Annotated in this window: 19 protein-coding genes; 8 read left to right on the forward strand and 11 right to left on the reverse strand. The window is 63.8% G+C overall.

Annotated elements, in window-relative coordinates:
* Positions 1–364 (reverse strand): CopD family protein (locus tag AC3WL2_RS23430; RefSeq protein ID WP_102690716.1); only part of this gene is annotated, 364 nt, incomplete at its 3' end.
* Between the two features lie 98 nt (positions 365–462).
* On the opposite strand from AC3WL2_RS23430, the gene dinG reads away from it, so the two are divergent.
* The 5 genes from dinG (at position 463) to pdxH (ending at position 7,891) form a co-directional block, all read left to right on the forward strand.
* Positions 463–2,607, forward strand: a complete 2,145-nt coding sequence (gene dinG / locus AC3WL2_RS23435) for an ATP-dependent DNA helicase DinG (protein WP_102684675.1) — start codon at positions 463–465, stop codon at positions 2,605–2,607.
* Between the two features lie 81 nt (positions 2,608–2,688).
* Entirely contained in the window at positions 2,689–4,905 is a 2,217-nt protein-coding gene (locus AC3WL2_RS23440; protein WP_102684676.1) for a beta-galactosidase, read from the forward strand.
* Positions 4,906–5,002: 97 nt separating this feature from the next.
* Positions 5,003–6,148, forward strand: a complete 1,146-nt coding sequence (locus AC3WL2_RS23445) for a serine hydrolase domain-containing protein (RefSeq protein ID WP_102684677.1) — start codon at positions 5,003–5,005, stop codon at positions 6,146–6,148.
* A 99-nt stretch (positions 6,149–6,247) separates the two neighbouring features.
* A complete protein-coding gene (locus AC3WL2_RS23450; protein WP_102684678.1) occupies positions 6,248–7,225 on the forward strand; it encodes an OmpA family protein in 978 nt (325 codons plus the stop codon).
* 18 nt (positions 7,226–7,243) lie between these two features.
* On the forward strand, positions 7,244–7,891 hold the full coding sequence (gene pdxH, locus AC3WL2_RS23455) for a pyridoxamine 5'-phosphate oxidase (protein WP_102684679.1): 648 nt from the start codon (positions 7,244–7,246) through the stop codon (positions 7,889–7,891).
* Positions 7,892–7,921: 30 nt separating this feature from the next.
* On the opposite strand, the gene AC3WL2_RS23460 is transcribed toward pdxH, so the two are convergent.
* Complete coding sequence (locus tag AC3WL2_RS23460) at positions 7,922–8,152, reverse strand: hypothetical protein (RefSeq protein WP_102684680.1); 231 nt, start codon at positions 8,150–8,152, stop codon at positions 7,922–7,924.
* Between the two features lie 146 nt (positions 8,153–8,298).
* Between AC3WL2_RS23460 and AC3WL2_RS23465 the strand changes: the two genes are divergently transcribed.
* Complete coding sequence (locus AC3WL2_RS23465) at positions 8,299–8,763, forward strand: outer membrane lipoprotein (protein ID WP_023632818.1); 465 nt, start codon at positions 8,299–8,301, stop codon at positions 8,761–8,763.
* Positions 8,764–8,838: 75 nt separating this feature from the next.
* Here AC3WL2_RS23465 and AC3WL2_RS23470 read toward each other — a convergent pair whose 3' ends face one another.
* The 7 genes from AC3WL2_RS23470 to AC3WL2_RS23500 all read right to left on the reverse strand — a co-directional run bounded on the left by AC3WL2_RS23470 (position 8,839) and on the right by AC3WL2_RS23500 (position 16,350).
* A complete protein-coding gene (locus AC3WL2_RS23470) occupies positions 8,839–10,452 on the reverse strand; it encodes an NAD(P)/FAD-dependent oxidoreductase (protein WP_102684681.1) in 1,614 nt (537 codons plus the stop codon).
* Positions 10,453–10,555: 103 nt separating this feature from the next.
* Entirely contained in the window at positions 10,556–11,233 is a 678-nt protein-coding gene (locus tag AC3WL2_RS23475) for a COG3650 family protein (protein WP_046854484.1), read from the reverse strand.
* 121 nt (positions 11,234–11,354) lie between these two features.
* A complete protein-coding gene (locus tag AC3WL2_RS23480; RefSeq protein ID WP_102684682.1) occupies positions 11,355–12,056 on the reverse strand; it encodes an ABC transporter ATP-binding protein in 702 nt (233 codons plus the stop codon).
* A complete protein-coding gene (livG, locus tag AC3WL2_RS23485; RefSeq protein WP_023631159.1) occupies positions 12,057–12,824 on the reverse strand; it encodes a high-affinity branched-chain amino acid ABC transporter ATP-binding protein LivG in 768 nt (255 codons plus the stop codon).
* Positions 12,821–14,077 (reverse strand): high-affinity branched-chain amino acid ABC transporter permease LivM, encoded by a 1,257-nt coding sequence (locus AC3WL2_RS23490; RefSeq protein WP_102684683.1) that lies wholly within the window; start codon positions 14,075–14,077, stop codon positions 12,821–12,823. Before AC3WL2_RS23490 ends, livG begins: the two co-directional genes overlap by 4 nt.
* Complete coding sequence (gene livH / locus AC3WL2_RS23495; RefSeq protein WP_028692119.1) at positions 14,074–14,997, reverse strand: high-affinity branched-chain amino acid ABC transporter permease LivH; 924 nt, start codon at positions 14,995–14,997, stop codon at positions 14,074–14,076. Before livH ends, AC3WL2_RS23490 begins: the two co-directional genes overlap by 4 nt.
* Before the next feature lie 237 nt (positions 14,998–15,234).
* Positions 15,235–16,350, reverse strand: coding sequence for a branched-chain amino acid ABC transporter substrate-binding protein (locus tag AC3WL2_RS23500; RefSeq protein WP_102684684.1), 1,116 nt, complete (start codon positions 16,348–16,350; stop codon positions 15,235–15,237).
* A 359-nt stretch (positions 16,351–16,709) separates the two neighbouring features.
* Here AC3WL2_RS23500 and AC3WL2_RS23505 point away from each other — a divergent pair, with 359 nt between their 5' ends.
* Positions 16,710–17,015, forward strand: coding sequence for a DUF2288 domain-containing protein (locus tag AC3WL2_RS23505; RefSeq protein WP_046854488.1), 306 nt, complete (start codon positions 16,710–16,712; stop codon positions 17,013–17,015).
* Between the two features lie 160 nt (positions 17,016–17,175).
* Here AC3WL2_RS23505 and AC3WL2_RS23510 read toward each other — a convergent pair whose 3' ends face one another.
* Positions 17,176–19,257 (reverse strand): hypothetical protein, encoded by a 2,082-nt coding sequence (locus tag AC3WL2_RS23510; protein WP_371918144.1) that lies wholly within the window; start codon positions 19,255–19,257, stop codon positions 17,176–17,178.
* A gap of 295 nt (positions 19,258–19,552) precedes the next feature.
* Between AC3WL2_RS23510 and AC3WL2_RS23515 the strand changes: the two genes are divergently transcribed.
* Positions 19,553–20,440, forward strand: a complete 888-nt coding sequence (locus tag AC3WL2_RS23515; RefSeq protein ID WP_102684686.1) for an NAD(P)-dependent oxidoreductase — start codon at positions 19,553–19,555, stop codon at positions 20,438–20,440.
* Here AC3WL2_RS23515 and AC3WL2_RS23520 read toward each other — a convergent pair.
* Entirely contained in the window at positions 20,340–22,604 is a 2,265-nt protein-coding gene (locus AC3WL2_RS23520) for a putative bifunctional diguanylate cyclase/phosphodiesterase (protein ID WP_102684687.1), read from the reverse strand. The genes AC3WL2_RS23515 and AC3WL2_RS23520 overlap by 101 nt on opposite strands.
* Positions 22,605–22,696: the final 92 nt, after the last annotated feature.

The raw sequence follows: 22,696 nt of genomic DNA on the forward strand, positions 1-22,696 counted from the left end.
AAGCCCAATCCCCTGCCTCCACCGCCGCACGCAACTCAGGCAACAACAACCCCTGAACCCGCATGAACAATGCAAACATGACAATCCCCCCGCCAATCATCACCTGCACATAACGAGGCGCGGTCTCGAACCCGGCAAACCGCAGGTGAATCATCCCGACCCCGCTGACAGCCAACACCGCCACCGCCAGCCAGACCCATCTGAAGAACCGCTGGAAAACCTCCACCCACAAACGCAGCCGCGCAGGCCCTTCCAGCGCTGCAACCGTGGCCGGCCGCAGCACCAGCCAGGCGAAGAACATCCCGCCGACCCAGACGAGGGCGGCCAGGACATGCAAGGTGTAGGGCAGGGCAAAGGCAAGCATCCGGATCTCCATGCGGCACAAAGGGCAATAGCGGGGTATGATAGCCGGCCCATGCGAAACACTGAAAATATATCCAGCCCTCCGGGCGCCTGCAGACCATGATCAGCAACGAACTCAAAGCCACCATCCAGGGCGCCTACTCGCGTTTCCTCGAAGCCAAAAGCCTCAAGCCGCGTTACGGCCAGCGCCTGATGATCGCCGAAGTGGCCAAGGTGCTCGGCGACATCGCCTGCGACGATGAAGGCCGCCGTGCCGGCGAGCCCGCGGTGGTTGCCGTCGAGGCCGGTACCGGTACCGGCAAGACCGTCGCCTACAGCCTGGCCGCGATCCCCGCCGCCAAGGCCGCCGGCAAGCGCCTGGTGATCGCCACCGCGACCGTGGCGCTGCAGGAGCAGATCGTCTTCAAGGACCTGCCCGACCTGATGCGCAACAGCGGGCTGAACTTCAGCTTCGCCCTGGCCAAGGGCCGTGGCCGTTACCTGTGCCTGTCCAAACTGGACGTCCTGTTGCAGGAAGGCCACGCTCAGTCGGCCACCGCTCAGCTGTTCGAGGAGGAGGGCTTTCGCATCGAGGTCGACGAGCGTAGCCAGAAACTGTTCAACAGCATGATCGAAAAGCTCGCCGGCAACCGCTGGGACGGCGACCGCGACAGCTGGTCGGAGGCCGTCGAGGACCAGGACTGGGCGCGCCTGACCACCGATCACAGCCAATGCACCGGTCGGCACTGCCCCAACTTCCAGCAGTGCGTGTTCTACAAGGCCCGTGAAGGCATGGGCAAGGTCGACGTGATCGTCACCAACCACGACATGGTCCTGGCCGACCTGGCGCTCGGCGGTGGCGCCGTGCTCCCCGATCCACGCGACACAATGTACGTGTTCGACGAAGGCCACCACTTGCCGGACAAGGCCATTGGCCATTTTGCTCATTATTCGCGGCTACGCTCCACGGCCGACTGGCTGGAGCAGACTGCCAAGAACCTGACCAAGCTGCTGGCCCAGCATCCGTTGCCGGGCGACCTTGGCAAGTACATCGAGCAGGTGCCGGAGCTGGCCCGCGAGGTGCGTACCCAGCAGCAGTTCATGTTCACCCTGTGCGAGCAGGTGGCGGACTTCCGCGCCGGCGAGGACATGGAAGGCCGCGACCGCCCGCGCTATCGCTTCGAGGGCGGCGTGGTGCCGGAGCAGATCCGCGAAGTAGGCATCGAGCTCAAGAAAGGCTTCGCTCGTCTCAACGACCTGTTCACCCGCCTGGCCGACCTGCTCAAGGAAGGCATGGACGGCGAAAACAACATCGGTATCGCCAGCCACCAGGCCGAGGAGTGGTACCCGCTGTTCGGCAGCCTGGTGACCCGGGCCCAGGGCAACTGGGAGCTGTGGACCGCCTTTACCGCGGAAGACCCCGAAGACAACCCACCCATGGCCCGTTGGCTGACCCTTGCCGAAAGCGGCGCGCTGTTCGATATCGAGGTCAACGCCAGCCCCATCCTGGCTGCCGAGATGCTGCGCAAGAGCCTGTGGAACGTCGCCCATGGCGCCCTGGTGACCTCGGCGACGCTCACCGCGTTGGGCAAGTTCGACCGCTTTCGCATGCGTTCGGGCTTGCCACGCGACGCGGTGCAGTGCGTGGTGCCCAGCCCGTTCGTGCATGGCGACGCCGGACTGCTGCGCGTGCCCGACCTGGGCGCCGATCCGCGCGACGCCACGGCGCATACCGCGGCTATCATCCGTGAACTGCCAGCCATCGTCGAGGACGCCCGCGGCGCGCTGGTGCTGTTCTCCTCGCGCAAGCAGATGCAGGACGTGTTCGACGGCCTGGACCGCGACTGGCGCAAGCTGGTGCTGATCCAGGGCAACCTGTCCAAGCAGGAAACCCTGAACAAGCACAAGGCGCGGGTCGACGACGGCCAGCACAGCGTGTTGTTCGGCCTGGCCAGCTTCGCCGAGGGTGTCGACCTGCCGGGTGCCTATTGCGAGCATGTGGTGATCGCCAAGATCCCCTTCGCGGTGCCGGACGATCCGGTAGAGGCCGCGCTGGCCGAATGGATCGAAGCCCGTGGCGGCAATCCGTTCATGGAAATCGCCGTGCCCGACGCCTCGCTGCGCCTGATCCAGGCCTGTGGCCGGCTGCTGCGTACCGAGCAGGACCGTGGCGTGATCACCTTGCTCGACCGCCGTCTGGTCACGCAACGCTATGGCAAGGCTATTCTCAATGCGCTGCCACCTTTCCGACGGGAAATCGGCTGACTGCCGGAGCAACACGCACAACCCGTTGTCCATTACTCGATTGCGAGCCCATGACGGGTTCCGAAGGAGAGCCACCGCCTCATGATCCGCCGCGCCTTACTTGTTGTGTTCTCCGTGTTGTTCAGTGCGCCTTTGCTGGCCGGGCAGCAGACCCTGTTCAGCTTCGTGCGCCCGGCCTCGGTAGTGAATGTCGTCACCCAGGACGCCAGCCTGCCGCAGTACAACGCGGAGCAGACAGCCGAAGGCGAGGTGTTGCGGCGAGTGGTGTTCAACCCGGTGGCACAGCCGACACTGCGCCTCGCGCCGCAGAGCGGTGCGTGGGACTGGTCTGCCGGCCAGGCGCTGACTCTGCGCCTGCAGAGTGGCATGGACTGGGCGCTGACCGTCGATGTGGTGGTGCAAAGCAGCGACGGGCGCACGCTCACCAGCCGCATCGACCTGCCGGCAGGGCCTGCGCAGACCGTGATGATTCCGCTCAAGGCCAGTTCAGCACTGAGTCAGGGCATGCGTGCCGGGCCGCCGATGCCTTGGATCTACGAAGGCCAGCGCCTGTTGCTGACCAGCAGCGAAGGAGGAGCCGACCTGGCGCAGGTCACTTCGGTCAGCTTGAGCATCCCCGGCCCCAAGGTGGCGCAGAGCCTGTTGATCGAGAAGGTCGGCCTGCAGGATGACGATCAGGCGTTCAAGGCCGCCTACGCCGAGCTGATCGATGGTTATGGGCAATCGACCCGTGGCCGCTGGCCGGAAAAAATCGTCAACGACGAGCAGCTCAAGGCTGCCGACAGCCGTGAACAGGCACAGCTCAAGGGCTGGCTGGCCGAGCGCGACAAGCTCAGACTGGACACCTATGGCGGCCTGCTGGAGGGGCCTGCGTTCGACGCCAAGGGTTTCTTCCGTACCGAGAAACGCGACGGACGCTGGTACCTGGTGACGCCGGAAGGGCATCCGTTCTATTCGCTCGGCGTCAATGCCGTCGCCGCCGATGGCGGGCGCACCTATGTCGCCGGCCGTGAGGGCATGTTCAAAGCCTTGCCGGGAGAAGGCGACACCCTGAGTGCCTTCTATGGCGAAGGCAACAACGATGACGGCAATGCGTCGTCCCAAGGCCGTGGCTTCAAGCAGGGGCGCTGGTTCGACTTCTACGCGGCCAATCTTCAGCGCACCTATGGCAAGCCTTGCCCGCAGGGAGAGGTGGCGTGCCCGGTGGCGGTGCTGGACGCCCAGCGTTGGCAGGGTCATACCCTGGATCGCCTGCAGGCCTGGGGCTTCAACACCCTTGGCAACTGGAGCGATGCGGCGCTCGGGCAAGCCAAGCGCTTGCCGTACACCTTGCCGCTGTCGATCGTCGGTGACTACGCCAGCATCAGCACCGGCATGGACTGGTGGGGGCGCATGCCCGACCCGTTCGACCCGCGTTTCGCCATGGCCACCGAGCGTGCCGTGGCCATTGCTGCGCGGGATCATCGTGACGATCCTTGGCTGATCGGTTACTTCGCCGACAACGAACTGGCCTGGGCCGCGCCGGGGGACGACCCCAAGGCACGTTATGGCCTGGCCTACGGCACCTTGCGCCTGACCACCGATGTGCCGGCCAAGCGCGCTTTCCTCAAGCAACTGCGCGACAAGTACCGCAACCAGCAGGGGCTGTCGAAGGCCTGGGGTATTGAGCTGACCGCCTGGGAGCTGATGGAAGACCCGGGGTTCGAGGCGCCTTTGCCTAATCCTGAGCATCCGGAAATCGAGCGTGACTACCAGTATTTCCAGCAGGTGTTTGCCGAAACCTATTTCAAGACCATTTCCGATGCGCTGAAATGGCATGCGCCCAACCATCTGCTGCTCGGTGGCCGCTACGCGGTCAGCACCCCCGAGGCAGTGAAGGCCTGCGCCGAGTTCTGCGATGTGCTGAGCTTCAACTTCTATACCTTGAAGCCTGACGACGGCTACGACTTTGCGCGGTTGGCCGAGCTCGACAAGCCGGTGCTGGTCTCGGAGTTCCAGTTCGGCTCGCGCGATCGTGGCCCATTCTGGCCCGGGCCGCTGGAAGTGGCCCGCGAGGAAGACCGTGGCCCGGCGTATGCCAACTTCCTCAAGGCGGCCATGGCCCAGCCGATGATCGTCGGTGCGCACTGGTTCCAGTATCTCGATCAACCCGCCAGCGGGCGCCTGCTCGATGGTGAGAACGGCCATCTTGGCCTGGTCGCTGTCACCGATGTGCCCTATGCGGGGTTCATCGAGGCGGTGCGCCGCAGCAACCTGCAAGCCCTTGGGCATTTGCGCACAGCGTTGGACAAGCCGTAGTTCCTGATAACCACCCAGCCATCTTCAGTAGGCAAATCGCCCAACTACTGAAACAATGCACCCCTTTGCAAGCCAGGCAGTAAAGAGAGGTAGTCGGGTGCAGATCCAGGGTCACTATGAGCTGAAGTTCGAGGCGGTGCGCGATGCTTTCGCCGCGTTGTTCGAGGATCCCCAGGAACGTGGTGCCGCGTTGTGCATCCAGGTCGGCGGAGAAACCGTGGTCGACCTGTGGGCCGGCAGTGCCGACAAGGATGGCCGCGAGGCCTGGCACAGCGACACCATCGCCAACCTGTTCTCCTGCACCAAGACCTTTACCGCCGTCACCGCCTTGCAACTGGTGGGCGAGGGCAAGCTCGCACTCGACGCGCCGGTGGCGCGCTACTGGCCGGAGTTCGCCCAGGCCGGCAAGGACCAGGTCACCCTGCGCCAACTGCTCAGCCACCGTGCCGGCCTGCCGGCCATCCGCGAGCTGCTGCCGGCCGAAGCCCTGTATGACTGGCAGGCCATGGTCGATGCCCTCGCCGCTGAAACGCCCTGGTGGACGCCCGGCAGCGAGCACGGGTACGCGGCGATCACCTACGGCTGGCTGATTGGCGAATTGATCCGCCGTGCCGATGGCCGTGGTCCGGGCGACTCCATCGTCGCACGCACCGCCAAGCCGCTGGGCCTGGACTTCCACGTGGGCCTGGCGGATGAAGAATTCCACCGCGTGGCGCATATCGCCCGCGGCAAGGGCAACCCTGGCGATGCCGCCGCCCAGCGCCTGCTGCAGGTGACGCTGCGCGAGCCCGAGGCCTTGTCCACTCGGGCCTTCACCAACCCGCCGGCGATCCTCACCAGCACCAACAAGCCTGAATGGCGGCGCATGCAGCAGCCGGCGGCCAATGGCCATGGCAATGCCCGCAGCCTGGCGGGCTTCTATGCCGGCCTGCTCGATGGCAGCCTGCTTGAGTCCGAACTGCTCGACGAGCTGACCCGCGAGCACAGCCTCGGTCAGGACCGCACCCTGCTCACCCAGACCCGTTTCGGCCTGGGTTGCATGCTTGACCAGCCAGAGGTGGCCAACGCCACCTTCGGCCTTGGCGCGCGTGCCTTCGGTCACCCCGGCGCCGGCGGCTCTGTCGGTTTCGCCGACCCCGAACATGACGTGGCCTTCGGCTTCGTCACCAATACCCTCGGCCCTTACGTGCTGATGGACCCCCGCGCACAGAATCTGGTGCGGGTGCTTGGCAGTTGCCTTTGATCGGGTAACGCGGGTATTGCCACGTCCCTTTGACTATCCTCAATGCCAACGCCTGAAGCGTATGGGCAAAATTTCTTTCTATTTCATGGTGTATCGCTGATGTCTTCACATAAAACCTTAGCACTCGCCCTGTGCCTGGCCATGACCGGTTGTGCCAGCCACTCCCCGGACGCCGCAAAGGACGGTGGCCTGAACTGGTGGCCATTTGGTTCGGACAAGGTCGCTGACAAGGAAGTGAAGGAGGCTGTCGTCGAGAACGTGGCCAAGGCCGACGCCAAGTCCGAAAGCGGCAGCCGCTGGTGGTGGCCGTTTGGCAGCGATGAGAAGAAGGACAAGGTCGCGGCGGTGCCGAAGATCGACCATAAGGCCACGCAGGCCTGGCTTGACCAGTACGAGCCGAAGGTCCGCGAAGCGATCAAGGGCAGCAAGTTCGAGCTGGAGCGCCGCGAGGATTTGCTGGCGGTGACCATCCCGGTCGACAGCTCCTACAACCCTGATCGCCCGAACATGCTGCTGCCCGCGACCCTTGGCCCGATCACCCAGGTTGCCAAGGTCATCGAGACCGATACCAAGACCGCTGTGCTGATCCTCGGCCACGCCGACACCAGCGGCGCCATGGCCGCCAACCAGAAACTCAGCCTCGAGCGCGCCGCTTCGGTGTCGGCGATCTTCCGTCTCAGCGGCCTGCAGCGCGACCGCCTGATGCTCAAGGGTATGGGCGCGGTGATGCCGCGTGCCGCCAACGACAGCGCTGAAGGCCGTGCCTTGAACCGCCGAGTCGAGCTGCTGCTGACCCCGCAGAACACCATGGTCGCGCTGCTGGCCAAGTACCAGCAGGCTGCCCCGTCGCCGGCTCCGGCGGCGATGGTTGCCACCCAGGACGCCAAGGCCCCGGCCGCCAAGCCTGTCGTCAAGGCCGCCGCCAAGCCGGCTGCGAAAAAGCCTGCCACCAAAGCCAAGGCGCCAGCCAAGGCCAGCACCGTCGCCAAGAAGAAAGCCGCTGCGGCCAAGCCAGCCGCGAAGAAGGCCGCCACCGACAAGAAAGTCGCCGCCAACAGCCCTGCGAAGACCAACTGATCGTCAAGGAAACGCAGCATGACCCAATCCCTGGCCGATATGCGCCGCGACTACACCCGTGATGGCCTGGCCGAAGCCCAGGCCCCCGGGGAGCCGTTCGCGCTGTTCCACCACTGGTTCGCCGATGCGGTGAAGACCGAGCAGCTACCGGTGGAAGCCAATGCCATGACCCTGGCCACCGTTGATGCCGAGGGGCGTCCGCATTGCCGGGTGTTGCTGCTCAAGGCGCTGGACGCACGCGGTTTCACCTTTTTCACCAACTATGAAAGTGCCAAGGGCCAGCACATTGCGGCCAACCCTTATGCGGCGATGACCTTCTTCTGGCCGGCGCTGGAGCGCCAGGTGCGGATCGAGGGGCGGGTGGAGAAGGTCACGGCCAAGGAGTCGGACGATTATTACCAGGTGCGCCCGCTGGGCAGCCGGCTGGGGGCCTGGGCGTCACCGCAGAGCCGGGTGATTGCCGATCGCGAGGAGCTGGAAGGCCTGGTCAAGGCCACCGAGGCGCGCTTTTCCGACAGTCAGCCGCATTGCCCGGAGCATTGGGGCGGTTACCGCTTGCTGCCCGAGCGCATCGAGTTCTGGCAGGGGCGGGCGAGCCGCTTGCATGACCGCCTGAACTATCGTCTGGTCAATGGCCAGTGGGCGCGCGAGCGTCTGGCGCCTTGACAAGAATGGGGCCGCAACGCGGCCCCATCATCAACGATACCCCGCCGCCTCCCGTTCCAGCCACGCCGCCAACGCCTTGCGCCGCACCTTCTCCACCCGCGCCCGCTCCAGCAACTTGAGCATGAAGTCCTGCTTCGCCGGATCCTCCCCGGCCAGCGACAGCGCCAGGTCCCGGTCCATCCAGCGGCGCATGCGCACATACAGCCACCCGTGAAAATACAGCCCGGCGACCGTCACGACGACGACGATGAAGTAATCCATGGCTATCCTTGGTCTCATCTGTAGGCCCGCAAATCAGCCAGCAACGGCTGTACCTGAGCTGAATGAAAACAATTTTATAACGTTTGCGCCGTGACACTTGTCAAGGCGCGGAGTCTAATGGACACCTGTCTTATGGAGATTGTCCCATGCGTAAATCCGCTTTGCTGCTGGCCAGCTTCACCACCGTGTCGCTGCTGCTGGGCGGCTGCCAATCGTCGCTGACCGGCGACAGCTACTCCCGTGATGAGGCCCGCCGCGTGCAGACCGTGCGCATGGGTACCATCGAATCCCTGCGTCCGGTGAAGATCGAAGGCACCAAGACGCCAATCGGTGGCGGCGCTGGCGCCATTGTCGGTGGTGTCGCCGGCAGTGCCGTCGGTGGTGGCCGTGGCAGTATCGTTGCCGCAGTCATCGGTGCCGTGGCCGGTGGCCTGGCGGGCTCCGCCGCTGAAGAAGGCCTGACCCGTACCCAGGGTGTCGAAATCACCGTGCGTGAAGACGACGGCAGCATGCGTGCCTACGTGCAGCAAGTGCAGCAGAACGAGATCTTCCGTGTGGGTGAGCGTGTACGCATCATGACTGTCGACGGCACCAGCCGCGTCACTCACTGACAGCACGCTTGAAAAGAAAACCCCGACCGGCTTGGCCGTGTCGGGGTTTCTTTTTGTCTGCGAAAGACGATCGGGTTAGTCGTTCAACCCGAGGATATCCCTTGCCACCGCTTCGGCGATGCGAATCCCGTCGACGCCGGCGGACAGGATGCCGCCCGCGTAGCCTGCGCCTTCACCTGCCGGGAACAGACCCTTGAGGTTGAGGCTCTGGAAGCTGGCGTCACGGGTGATGCGCAGCGGCGATGAGGTGCGGGTTTCGATGCCGGTGAGCACCGCGTCGTGCAGGTTGTAGCCCTTGATCTGGCGGTCGAAGGCCGGCAGCGCTTCACGGATCGCCTCGATGGCGAAGTCTGGCAGGCTCGGTGCCAGGTCGCCCAGGGTCACGCCCGGTTTGTACGACGGCTCGACGCTGCCCAGCGCGGTGGACGGGCGCCCGGCGACGAAGTCACCGACCAGCTGCGCCGGTGCCTGGTAGTTGCTGCCGCCCATCACGTAGGCATGGGCTTCCAGGCGCTCCTGCAGCTCGATACCGGCCAGCGGGCCACCTGGATAGTCGCGCTCGGGGTCGATACCGACGACGATGCCGGAGTTGGCGTTGCGCTCATTGCGCGAGTATTGGCTCATGCCATTGGTAACCACGCGGCCAGGCTCGCTGGTGGCGGCGACCACGGTACCACCCGGGCACATGCAGAAGCTGTAGACCGAACGACCGTTCTTGGCGTGGTGCACCAGCTTGTAGTCGGCGGCGCCGAGTTTCGGGTGGCCGGCGTACTTGCCCAGGCGCGCCTTGTCGATCAGCGACTGCGGGTGCTCGATGCGGAAACCGACCGAGAACGGCTTGGCCTCCATGAACACACCCTTGGCGTGGAGCATGCGGAAGGTGTCGCGGGCGCTGTGCCCCAGGGCCAGCACCACATGGCGCGAGTGCAGCTGTTCACCGCTCTGCAGTACCACGCCCGTGAGCTGTTCGCCATCCACCAGCAGGTCGGTGACCTTCTGCTCGAAGCGCACCTCGCCACCCAGGCTGATGATTTCCTCGCGCATCTTCTCGACCATGCTGGTCAGGCGGAAGGTACCGATGTGCGGCTTGTTGATGTAGAGGATCTCGTCGGGCGCACCGGCCTTGACGAACTCTTCCAGCACCTTGCGACCGTGGTGATTCGGGTCCTTGATCTGGCTGTACAGCTTGCCGTCGGAGAAGGTGCCGGCGCCGCCTTCGCCGAACTGTACGTTGGATTCGGGGTTGAGCACGCTCTTGCGCCACAGGCCCCAGGTGTCCTTGGTACGCTGGCGCACCTCTTTACCGCGCTCGAGCACGATCGGCTTGAAGCCCATCTGCGCCAGCAGCAGCCCGGCGAAGATGCCGCAGGGGCCGAAGCCGACCACGACCGGGCGCGCAGGCAGCTCGGCCGGGGCCTGGCCGACGAACTTGTAGCTGACGTCCGGGGCCACGCCGATCTTGGCGTCGCCTTCGAAGCGGCGCAGCAGTTCGTCTTCGTTGCTGGTTTCAAGGTCGATGGTGTAGATGAACAGCAGCTCGCTGTTCTTCTTGCGCGCATCGTAGCTGCGCTTGAACAGGGTGAAGCCGAGCAGTTGCTCATCGCTGATGCCCAGGCGCTGGACGATGGCGGCGCGCAACTCGTCGTCGGAGTGGTCCAGGGGCAGCTTCAGTTCGGTGATTCGTAGCATGGCAGGGTCCAGTATCCCGGCCATGGGCGGCCGGCGGCTTTACACAAACCGCCAAGTATAAGCTGTTAGCCGCCCCGACTGGCAGGATAAAAGCACCCGGTGATCAGAGGTCGCGGGCGCCGCCGTAGTAGGCGCAGCCTTGCAGGGTCTTGCCGTCGATGCGCAGCTCGGCCTTGAGGTGGCGGATGGCGCCGGTGGCGCCGTCGACGCAGCGCTGTGGCGCGACCCACAGTTCGACACGCTGGCCGTTGGCCTCGCTGGACAGGCTCAGGCCGCCGCCGGGCAGCGCTTCTTCCAGGTAAGGCAATGGCAACGGCTCCTGGCCGATGCGGTTGAGCACCATGCCCTTGCCGCTGGCCTTGATGTCCCAGTCCGGCTCGTGGCCGCCGGCGCGGAGGGTCAACTGCTTGAAGTTGGGGTCTTCGCAGCCACGGTATTCGGAGGTGTCGAGGCGGTACAGGCGGGTCACGTCGAGCTGGCCGTCGCTGCCTGCCTGCTTGCTGCCGGCCATGCGCGCACGGACATCGGCGAACAGCTTGTCACCGGCGTCGTCGGCCAGGGTCGCGGCCTCTTGCAGGATGCCGGTGCCAGCAGCGTCGTTGACGATGAAGCGGCGGCTTTCGTTACAGGGTTTGAACAGCAGATGGCCGCCGGCCGCGCTCAGTTCGCCTTGCAGGCGGGTAGTGCCCAGGTTCGGGTCGACCGGTTTTTCGGCCAGCATCTGGCAGCCTGCGAACAGCGGCAGCAGGGCAGTGAGCAGCAGGGAAGGGGTGAGGCGCATCAGGCGGGCTCCGGTGTTCGGGCAAAAAGTGCCGGTCACGTTACCGAGCCTGCCGGGCCTCTACAAGAGGCACGGCCTCATCGCGGCGCAAGAAAAAAGGGCCCGAAGGCCCTTTGATCATTCAACCCCCGAGGTACGCATCGCGTACCTTCGGGTCGGTCAGCAATGCTTCACCGGTACCCTGCATCACCACCTTGCCGTTCTCCAGCACATACGCCCGATCGGCGACCTTCAGTGCCTGGTTGGCGTTCTGCTCCACCAGGAACACGGTCACGCCATCGCGGCGCAGCTGTTCGATGATGTCGAAGATCTGCTGGATGATGATCGGCGCAAGGCCCAGCGATGGTTCGTCCAGCAACAGCAGCTTGGGCTTGCTCATCAATGCCCGGCCGATGGCCAGCATCTGCTGCTCGCCACCGGACATGGTGCCGCCACGCTGGATGTAACGCTCCTTCAGGCGCGGAAACAACTGCAGGACCTTGTCCAACTGCTCCTGGTAGTCGCCCTTGTTGGTGAAGAAGCCACCCATGGCCAGGTTTTCCTCGACGGTCAGGCGGGCGAACACACGGCGGCCTTCCGGCACCACCGCGATGCTCTTGCGCATGATGTGCGAGGACGGCTGGCCGACCAGTTCCTCGCCCAGGTACTTGATGCTGCCGCTGCTCGCCTGGGGCGAGCCGCACAGGGTCATCAGCAAGGTGGACTTGCCGGCGCCGTTGGCGCCGATCAGGGTGACGATCTCGCCCTGGTTGATCTCGACGTTGACGCTGTGCAGCGCCTGGATCTTGCCGTAGAAGGTGGAAACGTTCTCGAACTTCAGCATTTACGCCTCCCCCAGGTAGGCCTTGATCACATCAGGGTTGCCGCGAATCTCTTCCGGCGTACCGTCGGCCAGGGGCGTGCCCTGGTTGATCACCACGATGTGGTCGGAAATGCTCATCACCAGCTTCATGTCGTGCTCGATCAGCAGCACGGTCACGTTGTGCGATTCGCGCAGGTAGGCGATGAGGGCCTTGAGGTCCTCGGTCTCCTTGGGGTTCAGGCCGGCGGCCGGTTCGTCGAGCATGATGATTCGCGGTTGGGTCATCATGCAGCGGGCGATTTCCAGGCGCCGTTGCTGGCCGTAGGCCAGGGTGCCGGCGGTACGGTTGGCAAACTCGGTCAGGTTGACCTTCTCCAGCCAGTACTGCGCGCGCTCCATGGCCTCTTTTTCGCTGCGGCGGAAGCTCGGGGTCTTGAACAGGCCGGCGAAGAAGTTGGTGTTGAGGTGGCGGTGCTGGGCAATCAGCAGGTTTTCCAGCGCGGTCATTTCCTTGAACAGGCGCACGTTCTGGAAGGTTCGCACCACGCCCTTGCGGGCGATCTGATGGCCGGCCAGGCCCTGGATCGGCTGGCCGTCGAGCAGGATGGTGCCGCCGCTGGGCTTGTAGAAGCCGGTCAGGCAGTTGAACACGGTGGTCTTGCCAGCGCCGTTCGGGCCGATCAGTGCCACCACTTGTTTTTCCTTGACGGTCAGGGCCACGCCGTTGACCGCCAACAAGCCGCCAAAGCGCATGCTCAGGCCGCTGACTTGCAGAATTTCGCGGCTCATCGAGGCAGCTCCATGTGCGGACGTTGCATGGGCAGCAGGCCCTGCGGACGCCAGATCATCATCAACACCATCAGCGCACCGAACATCAGCATCCGGTATTCGCTGAACTCACGCATCATCTCCGGCAGCAGGATCATCACGATGGCCGCGAGAATCACGCCCAACTGCGAACCCATGCCCCCCAGCACGACGATGGCGAGGATGATCGCCGACTCGATGAAGGTGAACGACTCCGGTGTCACCAGGCCCTGGCGGGCGGCGAAGAAGCTGCCGGCGAAACCGGCGAAGCAGGCACCCAGGGTGAACGCCGAGAGCTTGATCACGGTGGGGTTCAGGCCCAGCGCGCGGCAGGCGATCTCGTCTTCGCGCAGCGCTTCCCAGGCACGGCCGATCGGCATGCGCAGCAGGCGGTTGATCACGAACAGCGCCAGCAGGGCCAGCAGCAGGGCGACCAGGTAGAGGAAGATGACCTTGTTGATCGAGTTGTATTCCAGCCCGAAGAACTCGTGGAAGGTCTGCATCCCCTCGGCGGCGCGGCGCTCGAAGGTCAGGCCGAAGAACTCCGGCTTGGGGATGTTGCTGATGCCGTTGGGGCCGCCGGTCCAGTCTGTGAGGTTACGCAGGAACAGGCGGATGATCTCGCCAAAGCCCAAGGTCACGATCGCCAGGTAGTCACCGCGCAGGCGCAGCACCGGGAAGCCGAGCAGGAAGCCGAAGGTGGCGGCCATCAGGCCGGCGATCGGCAGGCAGACCCAGAAGCTCCAGCCCAGGTAGTGGGAGAGCATGGCGTAGCTGTAGGCGCCGACGGCGTAGAAGCCGACGTAACCCAGGTCGAGCAGGCCCGCCAGGCCGACCACGATGTTCAGGCCCAGGCCCAGCAACACGTAGATCAGGATCAGCGTGGCGATGTCGACCGCGCCGCGGGAGCCGAAGAACGGCCAGATCAGGGCGACGACGATCAGGCCCATGATCACCCAGCGCTGGGTTTTCGGCAGGGTCAGGAAGTTGCTCACCGACGACGGTACCAGTTTGCGGTCGGAGCGGCGGCCCATCACCGAGCTCCACTGCTTGTCGAACAGCACGCGCAGGAACATCAGCACCGAGCACGCGGCGATGATGCCGATGGTGAACGAACCCTGGCTATGCACCACCAGGCTGATGCCATCGATGCTGAGTTTCAGGCCCAGCACCGGGAAGGCCACGGCCCAGACCAGCAAGGCGCTGAAGAACGCCTGTTTGAGATTTCTGTTCATACTTTTTCAACCTCCGGGCGGCCCAGGATGCCGGTCGGCCGGAACAGCAGGACAAGAACCAAAAGACCGAATGCCACCACGTCCTTGTACTGGTCGCCGAAGATGTCGGCGCCGAACGCTTCGGCCACGCCCAGCACCAGCCCGCCGAGCATGGCGCCCGGGATGCTGCCGATGCCGCCCAGTACCGCCGCGGTGAAGGCCTTCAGGCCCACCAGGAAACCGGCGTTGGGGTTGATCACCCCGTACTGCATGCTCAGCAGCACGGCCGCCACCGCCGCCAGCGCGGCACCGATGACGAAGGTCAGGGCGATGATGTTGTTGGTGTTGATGCCCAGCAGGTTGGCCATCTTGATGTCCTCGGCGCAGGCGCGGCAGGCGCGCCCCAGGCGGGAACGGGAGATGAACAGGGTGAGGCAGGTCATGGCGACGAGAGTTACCACGAACACCAGGATCTGCATGTACGAGACCAGCACTTCCTCTGCGCCCCCCGGGCCGAACGAGAAGCTGCCGGGGATCAGGTTGGGGATGGACTTGTCTTTCGAGTCCTGTGACAGCAGGACGGTGTTCTGCAGGAAGATCGACATGCCGATGGCGGAGATCAGCGGGATCAGCCGGTTGCTGTTGCGCAGCGGCCGGTAGGCGACCCGTTCGATGCTGTAGCCGTAGGCACTGGTGACGAAGATCGTGGCGACGAAGGCCACGGTCATCAGGATCGGCAACGAGTGGATGCCCATCATGGCCAGCCCGGCGAGGGCGATGAAGGCCACGTAGGAACCGATCATGTACACCTCGCCGTGGGCGAAGTTGATCATGCCGATGATGCCGTACACCATCGTGTAACCGATGGCGATCAGCGCGTAGGTACTGCCGATGGTCAATCCGTTAACCAGTTGTTGTAGGAAATGGTAGATCTCAGGCATTACAGCGCTCCTAAAAACCTGATTTGCATTTCTCTGGCGGGGGATGACCCCGGCCCCTTGTTCTCGTGGTCTTCGCCACGTGATCTTTTTGCGGGCACGGCCAGGAAACCGCGGGTGACGGTTTTAAGATTTTCAGGTGAACCGGCTCCCGGATCACGGGAATCAGGTTCATGAACCTCGTAAAACAAAGCCCACTGCTCGCACAGTGGGCTTCTCGGTCAGCTATTAGTCACGCAGTTACTGAGGGGAGACTTCGGTCTTCGGCTTGCCGAAGTGCCATTCGTAGACCACGAACTTGAAGTCTTTCAGGTCGCCCTTGTCGTCATACGACAGGTCGCCGGTCGGGGTCTTGAAGGTGCCTTTGTGAATGGCGGCGGCCACCTTGTCGGTGTCTTCGGACTTGGCAGCCTTGATGCCTTCGGCGATCAGTTGGACAGCCGAGTAGGCCGGGAATACGAACGGACCGCTCGGGTCTTTGCCGTCGGCCTTGATGGCGTCGACGATGGCCTTGTTCGCAGGGTCGGCGTCGAACGACTTCGGCAGGGTAACCAGCAGGCCTTCGGAGGCGCCCTGGGCGATCTGCGAGATGGAGTCGTTACCCACGCCTTCCGGGCCCATGAACTTGGCTTTCAGGCCCTTCTCTTGTGCCTGGCGCAGGATCAGGCCCAGCTCCGGGTGGTAGCCGCCGTAGTAGACGAAGTCGACGTTGTTCTGCTTGAGTTTCTGGATGATCGAGGAGAAGTCCTTGTCACCGGCGTTCAGGCCTTCGAAGACGGCGACCTTGGTGCCTTTGCCTTCCAGGGTGGTCTTGACCGCGGTGGCGATGCCTTCGCCGTACTGCTGCTTGTCGTGCAGCACCGCAACGACCTTCGGCTTGACGTGGTCGGCGATGTAATTGCCGGCGGCCGGGCCCTGAGCGCTGTCCAGGCCGATGGTGCGGAAGATCAGCTTGTAGCCACGGGCGGTGATTTCCGGGGAGGTGGCGGCAGGGGTGATCATGATCACACCTTCGTCTTCGTAGATGTCGGACGCAGGCTGGGTGGAGCTGGAGCACAGGTGGCCGATCACGTACTTGACGCCATCGTTGACCACTTTGTTGGCGACGGCCACGGCCTGTTTAGGGTCGCACGCGTCGTCGTATTCCTTGGCTTCGAGCATCTTGCCATCGACGCCGCCCTTGGCGTTGATGTCCTTGATGGCCTGTTTGGCGCCGACGAACTGCATGTCGCCGTACTGGGTCACCGGCCCGGTCTTGGGACCGGCGATGCCGATCTTGATGGTGTCGGCGGCAAACGAATGGCTGGCGACTCCGGCCAGAACCATCGCGGCAAACAGCTTGGAAATCTTGATCATAGTGCTCCACTCATTCTGTTGTAATTCTTATAGTCCTGAGGCCAGGGCTACAGACCGGGCGGGATTCGCGGCCTGGCTACGCCAATGCCGTAAGCCCACCTTCCCCCGGAACATGTCCCGGAACTGTACCGGTACAGTGTAGAGCGCTGTCCGAGCGCTTGAAAAGCGGGCGAAAAGCGTCTGTCTCAAGGGGTGTCGCGTGATCGACATAAAGATACAGAAAAGCGCCATCACTTTGCCTGTATTCCCGGCCCGCCCCCACAAGTTCGGGCCTGATCGACCAAATTACGTATTTGAAACCGGGTTTTTCTGCAAAAATGCCGGCCTTTTTGTTGGCCGATCTTTGCGCAGGTAAACCCATGACTGATCAAGTAAGCACCCTCTATGCCAAACTGCTCGGCGAGACTGCCGTCATCGAGTGGAAAGCCCTGGAGCGTTTCTGGGCCAAGGGTGACCTGATTTGGGTCGACCCCAGCCTCGACCTGATCGCTGTTGCCGAGGCGATGGCCGAGAATCGCGGCGAGATCTTCGCCAAGTGGCGCAATGATGGCACTGTCGGGCCAGTCTCTGCCGAGCAGGCGCTCGACCTGCAAACCCGCGATCCAGAGATCTGGGCGGTGGTGGTTTCGCCGTTCATCGTGATCCAGGCGAAGAAAGCGGAATAAGCGCGGGCTTTTTTAGTGCGTGAAAACGCGCAAACGCTCCGCAATGGTGCGCATTGACGCTCACGTAAGGTGGAAGTTGGTAACAGTGGCGGGGTGATTCGGCGGGGCGGTAACAGTTTACGGGATGCGTAAATGGGGCCGCTTTGCGGCCCCCACTGGATCAGTAATCCACGCGCCCGGTATGGCTGTTCAGCGAAATCACCCGGGTCTTGCCGATGCGGTGCCTGAAGATCTCGCGCAGGTACTTCACCGCCTTCTTCACGCACTCGCGCGACAGGCGGATGTCGTTGATCGAGACGAAACGGCTCTTGTCGTTGATCAGCTCGCGGTACTTCTTCTCGTACATCGGCTTGATCGCGTACCAGTTGGTGTCGAGGATCTTCGCCGGGTTCTCGAACTCGTTGAGCAGGTCGTCGATGCTGTCTTCATCGAAGTGCTCGCTGGTGATGAACTCGAGGATCGCATTGTCCATGGTGTCGTCGAAACGGTATGGGTTGCGCGCGAAGCAACGCTTGATGAACGCCACGATCAGCGTGAGGAAATCGTCCGACAGGCACGGGCTCTTGGCGATCAGGGTGGTCAGCGACAGGTTGGCCGAGGCGCCGATCACCAGCGCATAGCGCTTGAGCGTGGTGTTGGGGAACAGGCTGTTGAGGTGGGTCTTGAGCCGGTTCAGGTCCATATACGACAGTTTGTAATCCTTGGGCAGCGACACGATCGACACCACCGACGAGCAGTTCTTGAAGAAATGCAGGTCGTGCAGCGCCGCGGCGTCGTAGCCCGAGGCCTGGTACTGCTCCAGCGCGGCGCGGTAGCGACGCGACTCGATCGGCAGCAGGCTGATGCCTTCGATGGCCTGGGTCTGCTTGTTGAAGTGCGGCAGGTCGATGGAGCGGAAGAACAGGTCGTCGATGTCCAGGCGCGGCTGCTCGCGCTCGAACACCTTGAACTTGTCCGACCCTGCCGGCGGCACTTCCGGCACCACCGACTCGGCATAGGCGATGGCCACGGGGCCGGCCAGGCTCATGAACAGGTCGTTGGCGTCCAGGCGGATGGTCTCGCCAATGTCGATGCCGGCGCGGCGGAAGTAGTTCTGGTCGTAGTCGGTGGTCACCGCCTGGGCGGTGAGGATGTTGAAGATCTGCTGGGAGATGTACTGGTTGGCGTGCTTCTCCATGGCATTGACGTCGATGTTCTGGATCGTGCCGTCGTCGCTCTCCTCGGCGTAGCGCATGATGTCGTTGGAGATCAGCATCATCGCGTTCCACGGGCGGATGCGGCCCATGACGCTGGCTTCGCTGCTGTCTTCATTGTCGAAGTTGTACGAGAAGTCCCATTCCTCCGACAGGTACTTGCACAGCAGGCGCCCGGCGTTGATGTGCAGAGCCTCGGACATTTCGCTGCGGTGATCGGACGCATTGGGCAGCACGCAGATGCCGCTGGTGAAGATCGGCTCGAACACGAACGAATGCCCGCTCTTGCCGTCGTTCTCGTCGGCCGGTTTGGTATCGAATGTCTTGTTCATGTACGAGTACTGCTGGGCCAGGCCGAATTCCGAGGCCATGCCCGAGCCGGTGCCGCCGCCGGCGCTGAAGATGTAGAAGTACAGGCGCGACTGGTTGGCCTTGATGCCGCAGGAGTCGATCAGGTACGAGTGGATCAGCTTCCAGTCGGCGCTGGAGAAGCGCTGGGTGTCCTTGTTGAGGATGATCTTGGCCAGGTACTGGCCGAGAATCGGCGCGTTGCCGGCGCCACCGGCATGCACCTCGGACAGGTCCATGATCTTCATCTTGCTGTAGTCGCGCAAAAAGCCGCCGCGCTCGCCCTTGCGCGAGAAGCGGATGCGCCCGGCGATGTCCTTGTCCAGGTCGCCTAGCATCACCAGCGGCTCGACCAGGAACACCGGCTTGGCCGCCTTGTTCTGTACCAGGCGCAGGTTCTGGCGGATCCAGCGCGCCGGGCTGTAGCCCGCTTCGCCTTTGAAACGGTCCTCGTTGTTGTACTCATTGAGGAAGAAGGTGCGGGCGTTGTACACCAGTTCCGCCACGTCCAGGGCGATGTTCGAGCCGCAGCGGCCCAGGCCGATCAGGCACACCGACGGGAACTGCTGCTCCAGACGCAACTGGTCCTCGTCCTCGACATGCAGGTTGGGCGGAAACACCAGATCGCGCAGGCCGTCGAGGTTGTCGAGGATGCGTTGGATGTCCTGTTCGGTGAAGTACAGGTACTGTTGCGCCGGCATGCTGCGCGCCGCGGGCAGGTCTCGAGCACTGCCGGCAGTCAGCGAGGTGGTGCTGAGGGAGGGCTCGGGAGCCGCATTGGCAGAAGTGATCGTAGAGGTCATAGTGCGCCATTTGCCTGGAGTGGTTGGCTTCCCGGTGATGCATATCATCTAGCCATCACGGAGAAATTTCGCGACTTTATCAGTGCGTCTTTTTCTTATGCGATAGGGGGTTTCCTTAGTCGTTCTAAGGTTTTTCCCTTCTCACCCGCATTGCATCGTCCGTTTGTCACGCTTCTTTAATCTGGAGTTGCTCATGAGTACTGCATTGCCTTCGTTGGGGTTTGCCGGGATCGGCCTGATGGGCCTGCCGATGTGCCGTCGGCTGCTGGCCGCGGGGTATCCGCTGACCGTGTGGAACCGCAGCCCGGACAAATGCGCCGAACTGGTTGCCGCCGGCGCCCAGCTGGCCGGTAGCCCTGCCGAGCTGTGCCAGGCGGCGGACATGGTGCTGCTGTGCCTGGCCGACACGGCGGTGGTGCGCGAAGTGGTGTTCGGTGAGCAGGGCATCGCCCGTGGCGGGCGCAGCGGTCAGCTGCTGGTGGACTTCTCCAGCCTCGAGCCGACCGCCACCCGCGAGATGGCGGCGGAGCTGGCGGCCCTGTGCGGCATGGCCTGGCTCGATGCCCCGGTGTCCGGCGGCACGCCGGGGGCCGAGGCCGGCACCCTGGCGATCATGGTCGGGGGCGAGGCGAGCGATCTGCAGCGGGCGCGGCCGGTGCTGTTGACCCTGGGCCAAAGGGTGACGCACATGGGCGCGGTGGGGGCCGGCCAGGTGACCAAGGCGTGCAACCAGATGATCGTGGCCTGCAACGCGCTGGTGATTGCCGAGGTGGTGGCGCTGGCCGAGCAGTCAGGGGTCGATGCGCGGCTGATCGCCGAAGCGCTGGCCGGCGGGTTTGCCGACTCGAAACCCTTGCAGATCCTCGCCCCGCAAATGGCCGAAAGCCGCTTCGAGCCGGTCAAGTGGCACGTGCGCACCTTGCTCAAGGACCTCGACAGCGCGGTGAAATTCTCCCGCGAGCAGGGCTCGGCGACGCCGCTCAGTGGCCTCGCCGCGCAACTGATGCGCCTGCACGGTAGCCAGGGTTATCTGCAAAAAGATCCGGCGACCCTGGTAGCGCTGTATCGCAGCAAGGACTGAGCTCGCCCGGCTGGCGGTCGAGCCGTTCGAGGATCGGCCGCAACTCGGCCAGTGGCACCGGCCGGCTGAGCAGGTAGCCCTGCAGATAGTCGCAGCCGTGGCTGGCGAGGAATTCGTGCTGCTCGACAGTCTCGACGCCCTCGGTGACCACTTTCAGGTGCAGGGTATGGGCCATGATGATGATCGCCTGGACGATCTCGCGGTCTTTCTGGCTGCCGGGCACGTCCTGGATGAACGAGCGGTCGATCTTCAGCACGTCCAGCGGCAGGCGCTTGAGGTAGGCCAGCGATGAATAGCCGGTGCCGAAATCATCGATCGACAGCGCCACACCTTGGGCACGGATGCGCTTGAGCAGGCTGATGGTGTGGTGGATGTCACCCATCAGGGCGTTTTCGGTGACCTCCAGCTCCAGCTGGCGCGGCGCCAGGCCGGCCTGGAACAAGGCCATTTCCACCTCGGTGGCCAGCTCCTCGCGGCCAAGGGTGAGGGCCGAGCAGTTCACCGTGACCTTGAGATCGCCATAGCCATGACGATTGAGCTGGGCCAGGTCCTCACAGGCCCGGCGAAGCACCCACAGGTCCAGCTCGGCGATCAGGCCGTTGGCTTCGGCAATACAGATGAAACGGTCGGGGCTGAGCAGGCCATGCTGTGGGTGTTGCCAGCGCACCAGCGCCTCGAGCTTGGCCACCTGGCCGCTGCGCAGGTCGAAGATCGGTTGGTAGTGCACGCACAGGCCACGCTCTTCGAATAGCGCCACGCGCAGTTCTTCTTCCAGTTGCAACTCCAGGGTGGCGCGGGTCTTCAGGCCGTTGTTGAAGAAGTTCAGGCTGTTGCGCCCGCAGCCTTTGGACTGGTAAAGCGCCAGGTCGGCGTTCTTCAGCAACTCCTCGGTGCTCTGGCCGTCGTCGGGGAAGATGCTGATGCCGATGCTGGTGGTCATCACCATGCGCCGGCCGGCCAGATCGATCGGCTCCTTCATGCGCTGCATGATGCGCTGGGCCAGGTGGCGTGCCTCGTCACGGCTGTTGAGGCTGGTGACGATGCAGAACTCGTCGCCGCCGAAGCGGGCCACCAGGTCCTGGCCACGGGTGGCGGCCTTGATGTGATCGGCGATCACCTTGAGCAACTCGTCGCCGGCGGCATGCCCGAGGCTGTCGTTGATCCGCTTGAAGTGGTCGATGTCGAGGAACATCACCGCCAGCATACCGTCATGGGCAGCCTGCTCGGCCAGGCGCTCGGCGAAGACCTGGTTGAAGCCGCGGCGGTTGACCAGGTTGGTCAGGGCGTCGTAGTGGGCGGCCTGCTGCAGCGAGGCGCGGGCCTGGTCGAGCTGGCTGAGCAGTACATTGACGCGGCGCAGGTCGTGCTCCTTGCTCTGCAGCTTCTTGTCGGCCAGCGCCGCGCTGATGCTGCCAGCGCTGATCAGCAGGGTGATGACGGCAATGGTCAGCGCCAGTTGCAGGCTGTTGTCGGCCGAAGGCAGGCGCAGCGCGGTCTCGCTGGGGATCACCAGGGTCATCGCCGCCATGCCGGTAAAATGGGTCAGGACGATACCTGCGGCCATCAGTAGGCTGGCGCCGTACTTGAGCAGCAGGTGCAGGGTGCCGCTGCCCTTGTTGAAATAGCGTGCCATCAGCAGCGCCACCAGGCTGGCGAGCACGGCGATGCCGACGGAGGCAAGCAGCAGGCCGGTCTGGTAGTACTGCAGGGCGCTGGTCTGCAGGGCGGCCATGCCGGTGTAGTGCATGACACTGATGCCCAGGCCGATGAACAGCGCGGTCTGCAGGTAATGGCGCAGGCGCATCTGGCTGCGGTTGAGGCTGTTCATCGCCAGCCAGGCGGCCAACAGCGCCACCAGCAGCGACAGGCCGGTCAGTGGGGCATCGAAGTGAATTTCCAGGGGCGCCTGGAAGGCCAGCATGCTGATGAAATGCATGGCCCAGATGCCCCCGGCCAGGCAGCAGGCACCGAGCACGCGCCATTGTCGGCGGGCGAAGCGGTCTTCGCATTGGCTCTGGCGTTCGCTCATGTCCAGAGTGGCGAAACAGGCGGCGCTCGCCACGATGAAGGCAAGCAGCACCAGGAAGGGGTTGTGTCGGCAGTCGAGGATGATCTGTCCGGTCGCCGGCAGCTCAGCGAACAATTGCAGTCCCAGCCACTCCATTGCAGGCCTCTTCGTCGAGTCTTCACTCGTCCCCAAAAAGCACGGATGGAGACTGTTCCTGCTGGAGTATAGGAACCTGTACCTAAGCCTTC

The organism is Pseudomonas sp. FW305-96, from assembly GCF_058783825.1.

Coding starts and splice junctions, on each gene's coding strand:
- dinG (WP_102684675.1), top strand. CDS start 463: ATGATCAGCAACGAACTCAAAGCCACCATCCAGGGCGCCTACTCGCGT.
- AC3WL2_RS23440 (WP_102684676.1), top strand. CDS start 2,689: ATGATCCGCCGCGCCTTACTTGTTGTGTTCTCCGTGTTGTTCAGTGCG.
- AC3WL2_RS23450 (WP_102684678.1), top strand. CDS start 6,248: ATGTCTTCACATAAAACCTTAGCACTCGCCCTGTGCCTGGCCATGACC.
- pdxH (WP_102684679.1), top strand. CDS start 7,244: ATGACCCAATCCCTGGCCGATATGCGCCGCGACTACACCCGTGATGGC.
- AC3WL2_RS23460 (WP_102684680.1), bottom strand. CDS start 8,152: ATGGATTACTTCATCGTCGTCGTCGTGACGGTCGCCGGGCTGTATTTT.
- AC3WL2_RS23465 (WP_023632818.1), top strand. CDS start 8,299: ATGCGTAAATCCGCTTTGCTGCTGGCCAGCTTCACCACCGTGTCGCTG.
- AC3WL2_RS23470 (WP_102684681.1), bottom strand. CDS start 10,452: ATGCTACGAATCACCGAACTGAAGCTGCCCCTGGACCACTCCGACGAC.
- AC3WL2_RS23475 (WP_046854484.1), bottom strand. CDS start 11,233: ATGCGCCTCACCCCTTCCCTGCTGCTCACTGCCCTGCTGCCGCTGTTC.
- AC3WL2_RS23480 (WP_102684682.1), bottom strand. CDS start 12,056: ATGCTGAAGTTCGAGAACGTTTCCACCTTCTACGGCAAGATCCAGGCG.
- livG (WP_023631159.1), bottom strand. CDS start 12,824: ATGAGCCGCGAAATTCTGCAAGTCAGCGGCCTGAGCATGCGCTTTGGC.
- AC3WL2_RS23490 (WP_102684683.1), bottom strand. CDS start 14,077: ATGAACAGAAATCTCAAACAGGCGTTCTTCAGCGCCTTGCTGGTCTGG.
- livH (WP_028692119.1), bottom strand. CDS start 14,997: ATGCCTGAGATCTACCATTTCCTACAACAACTGGTTAACGGATTGACC.
- AC3WL2_RS23500 (WP_102684684.1), bottom strand. CDS start 16,350: ATGATCAAGATTTCCAAGCTGTTTGCCGCGATGGTTCTGGCCGGAGTC.
- AC3WL2_RS23505 (WP_046854488.1), top strand. CDS start 16,710: ATGACTGATCAAGTAAGCACCCTCTATGCCAAACTGCTCGGCGAGACT.
- AC3WL2_RS23510 (WP_371918144.1), bottom strand. CDS start 19,257: ATGCCGGCGCAACAGTACCTGTACTTCACCGAACAGGACATCCAACGC.
- AC3WL2_RS23515 (WP_102684686.1), top strand. CDS start 19,553: ATGAGTACTGCATTGCCTTCGTTGGGGTTTGCCGGGATCGGCCTGATG.
- AC3WL2_RS23520 (WP_102684687.1), bottom strand. CDS start 22,604: ATGGAGTGGCTGGGACTGCAATTGTTCGCTGAGCTGCCGGCGACCGGA.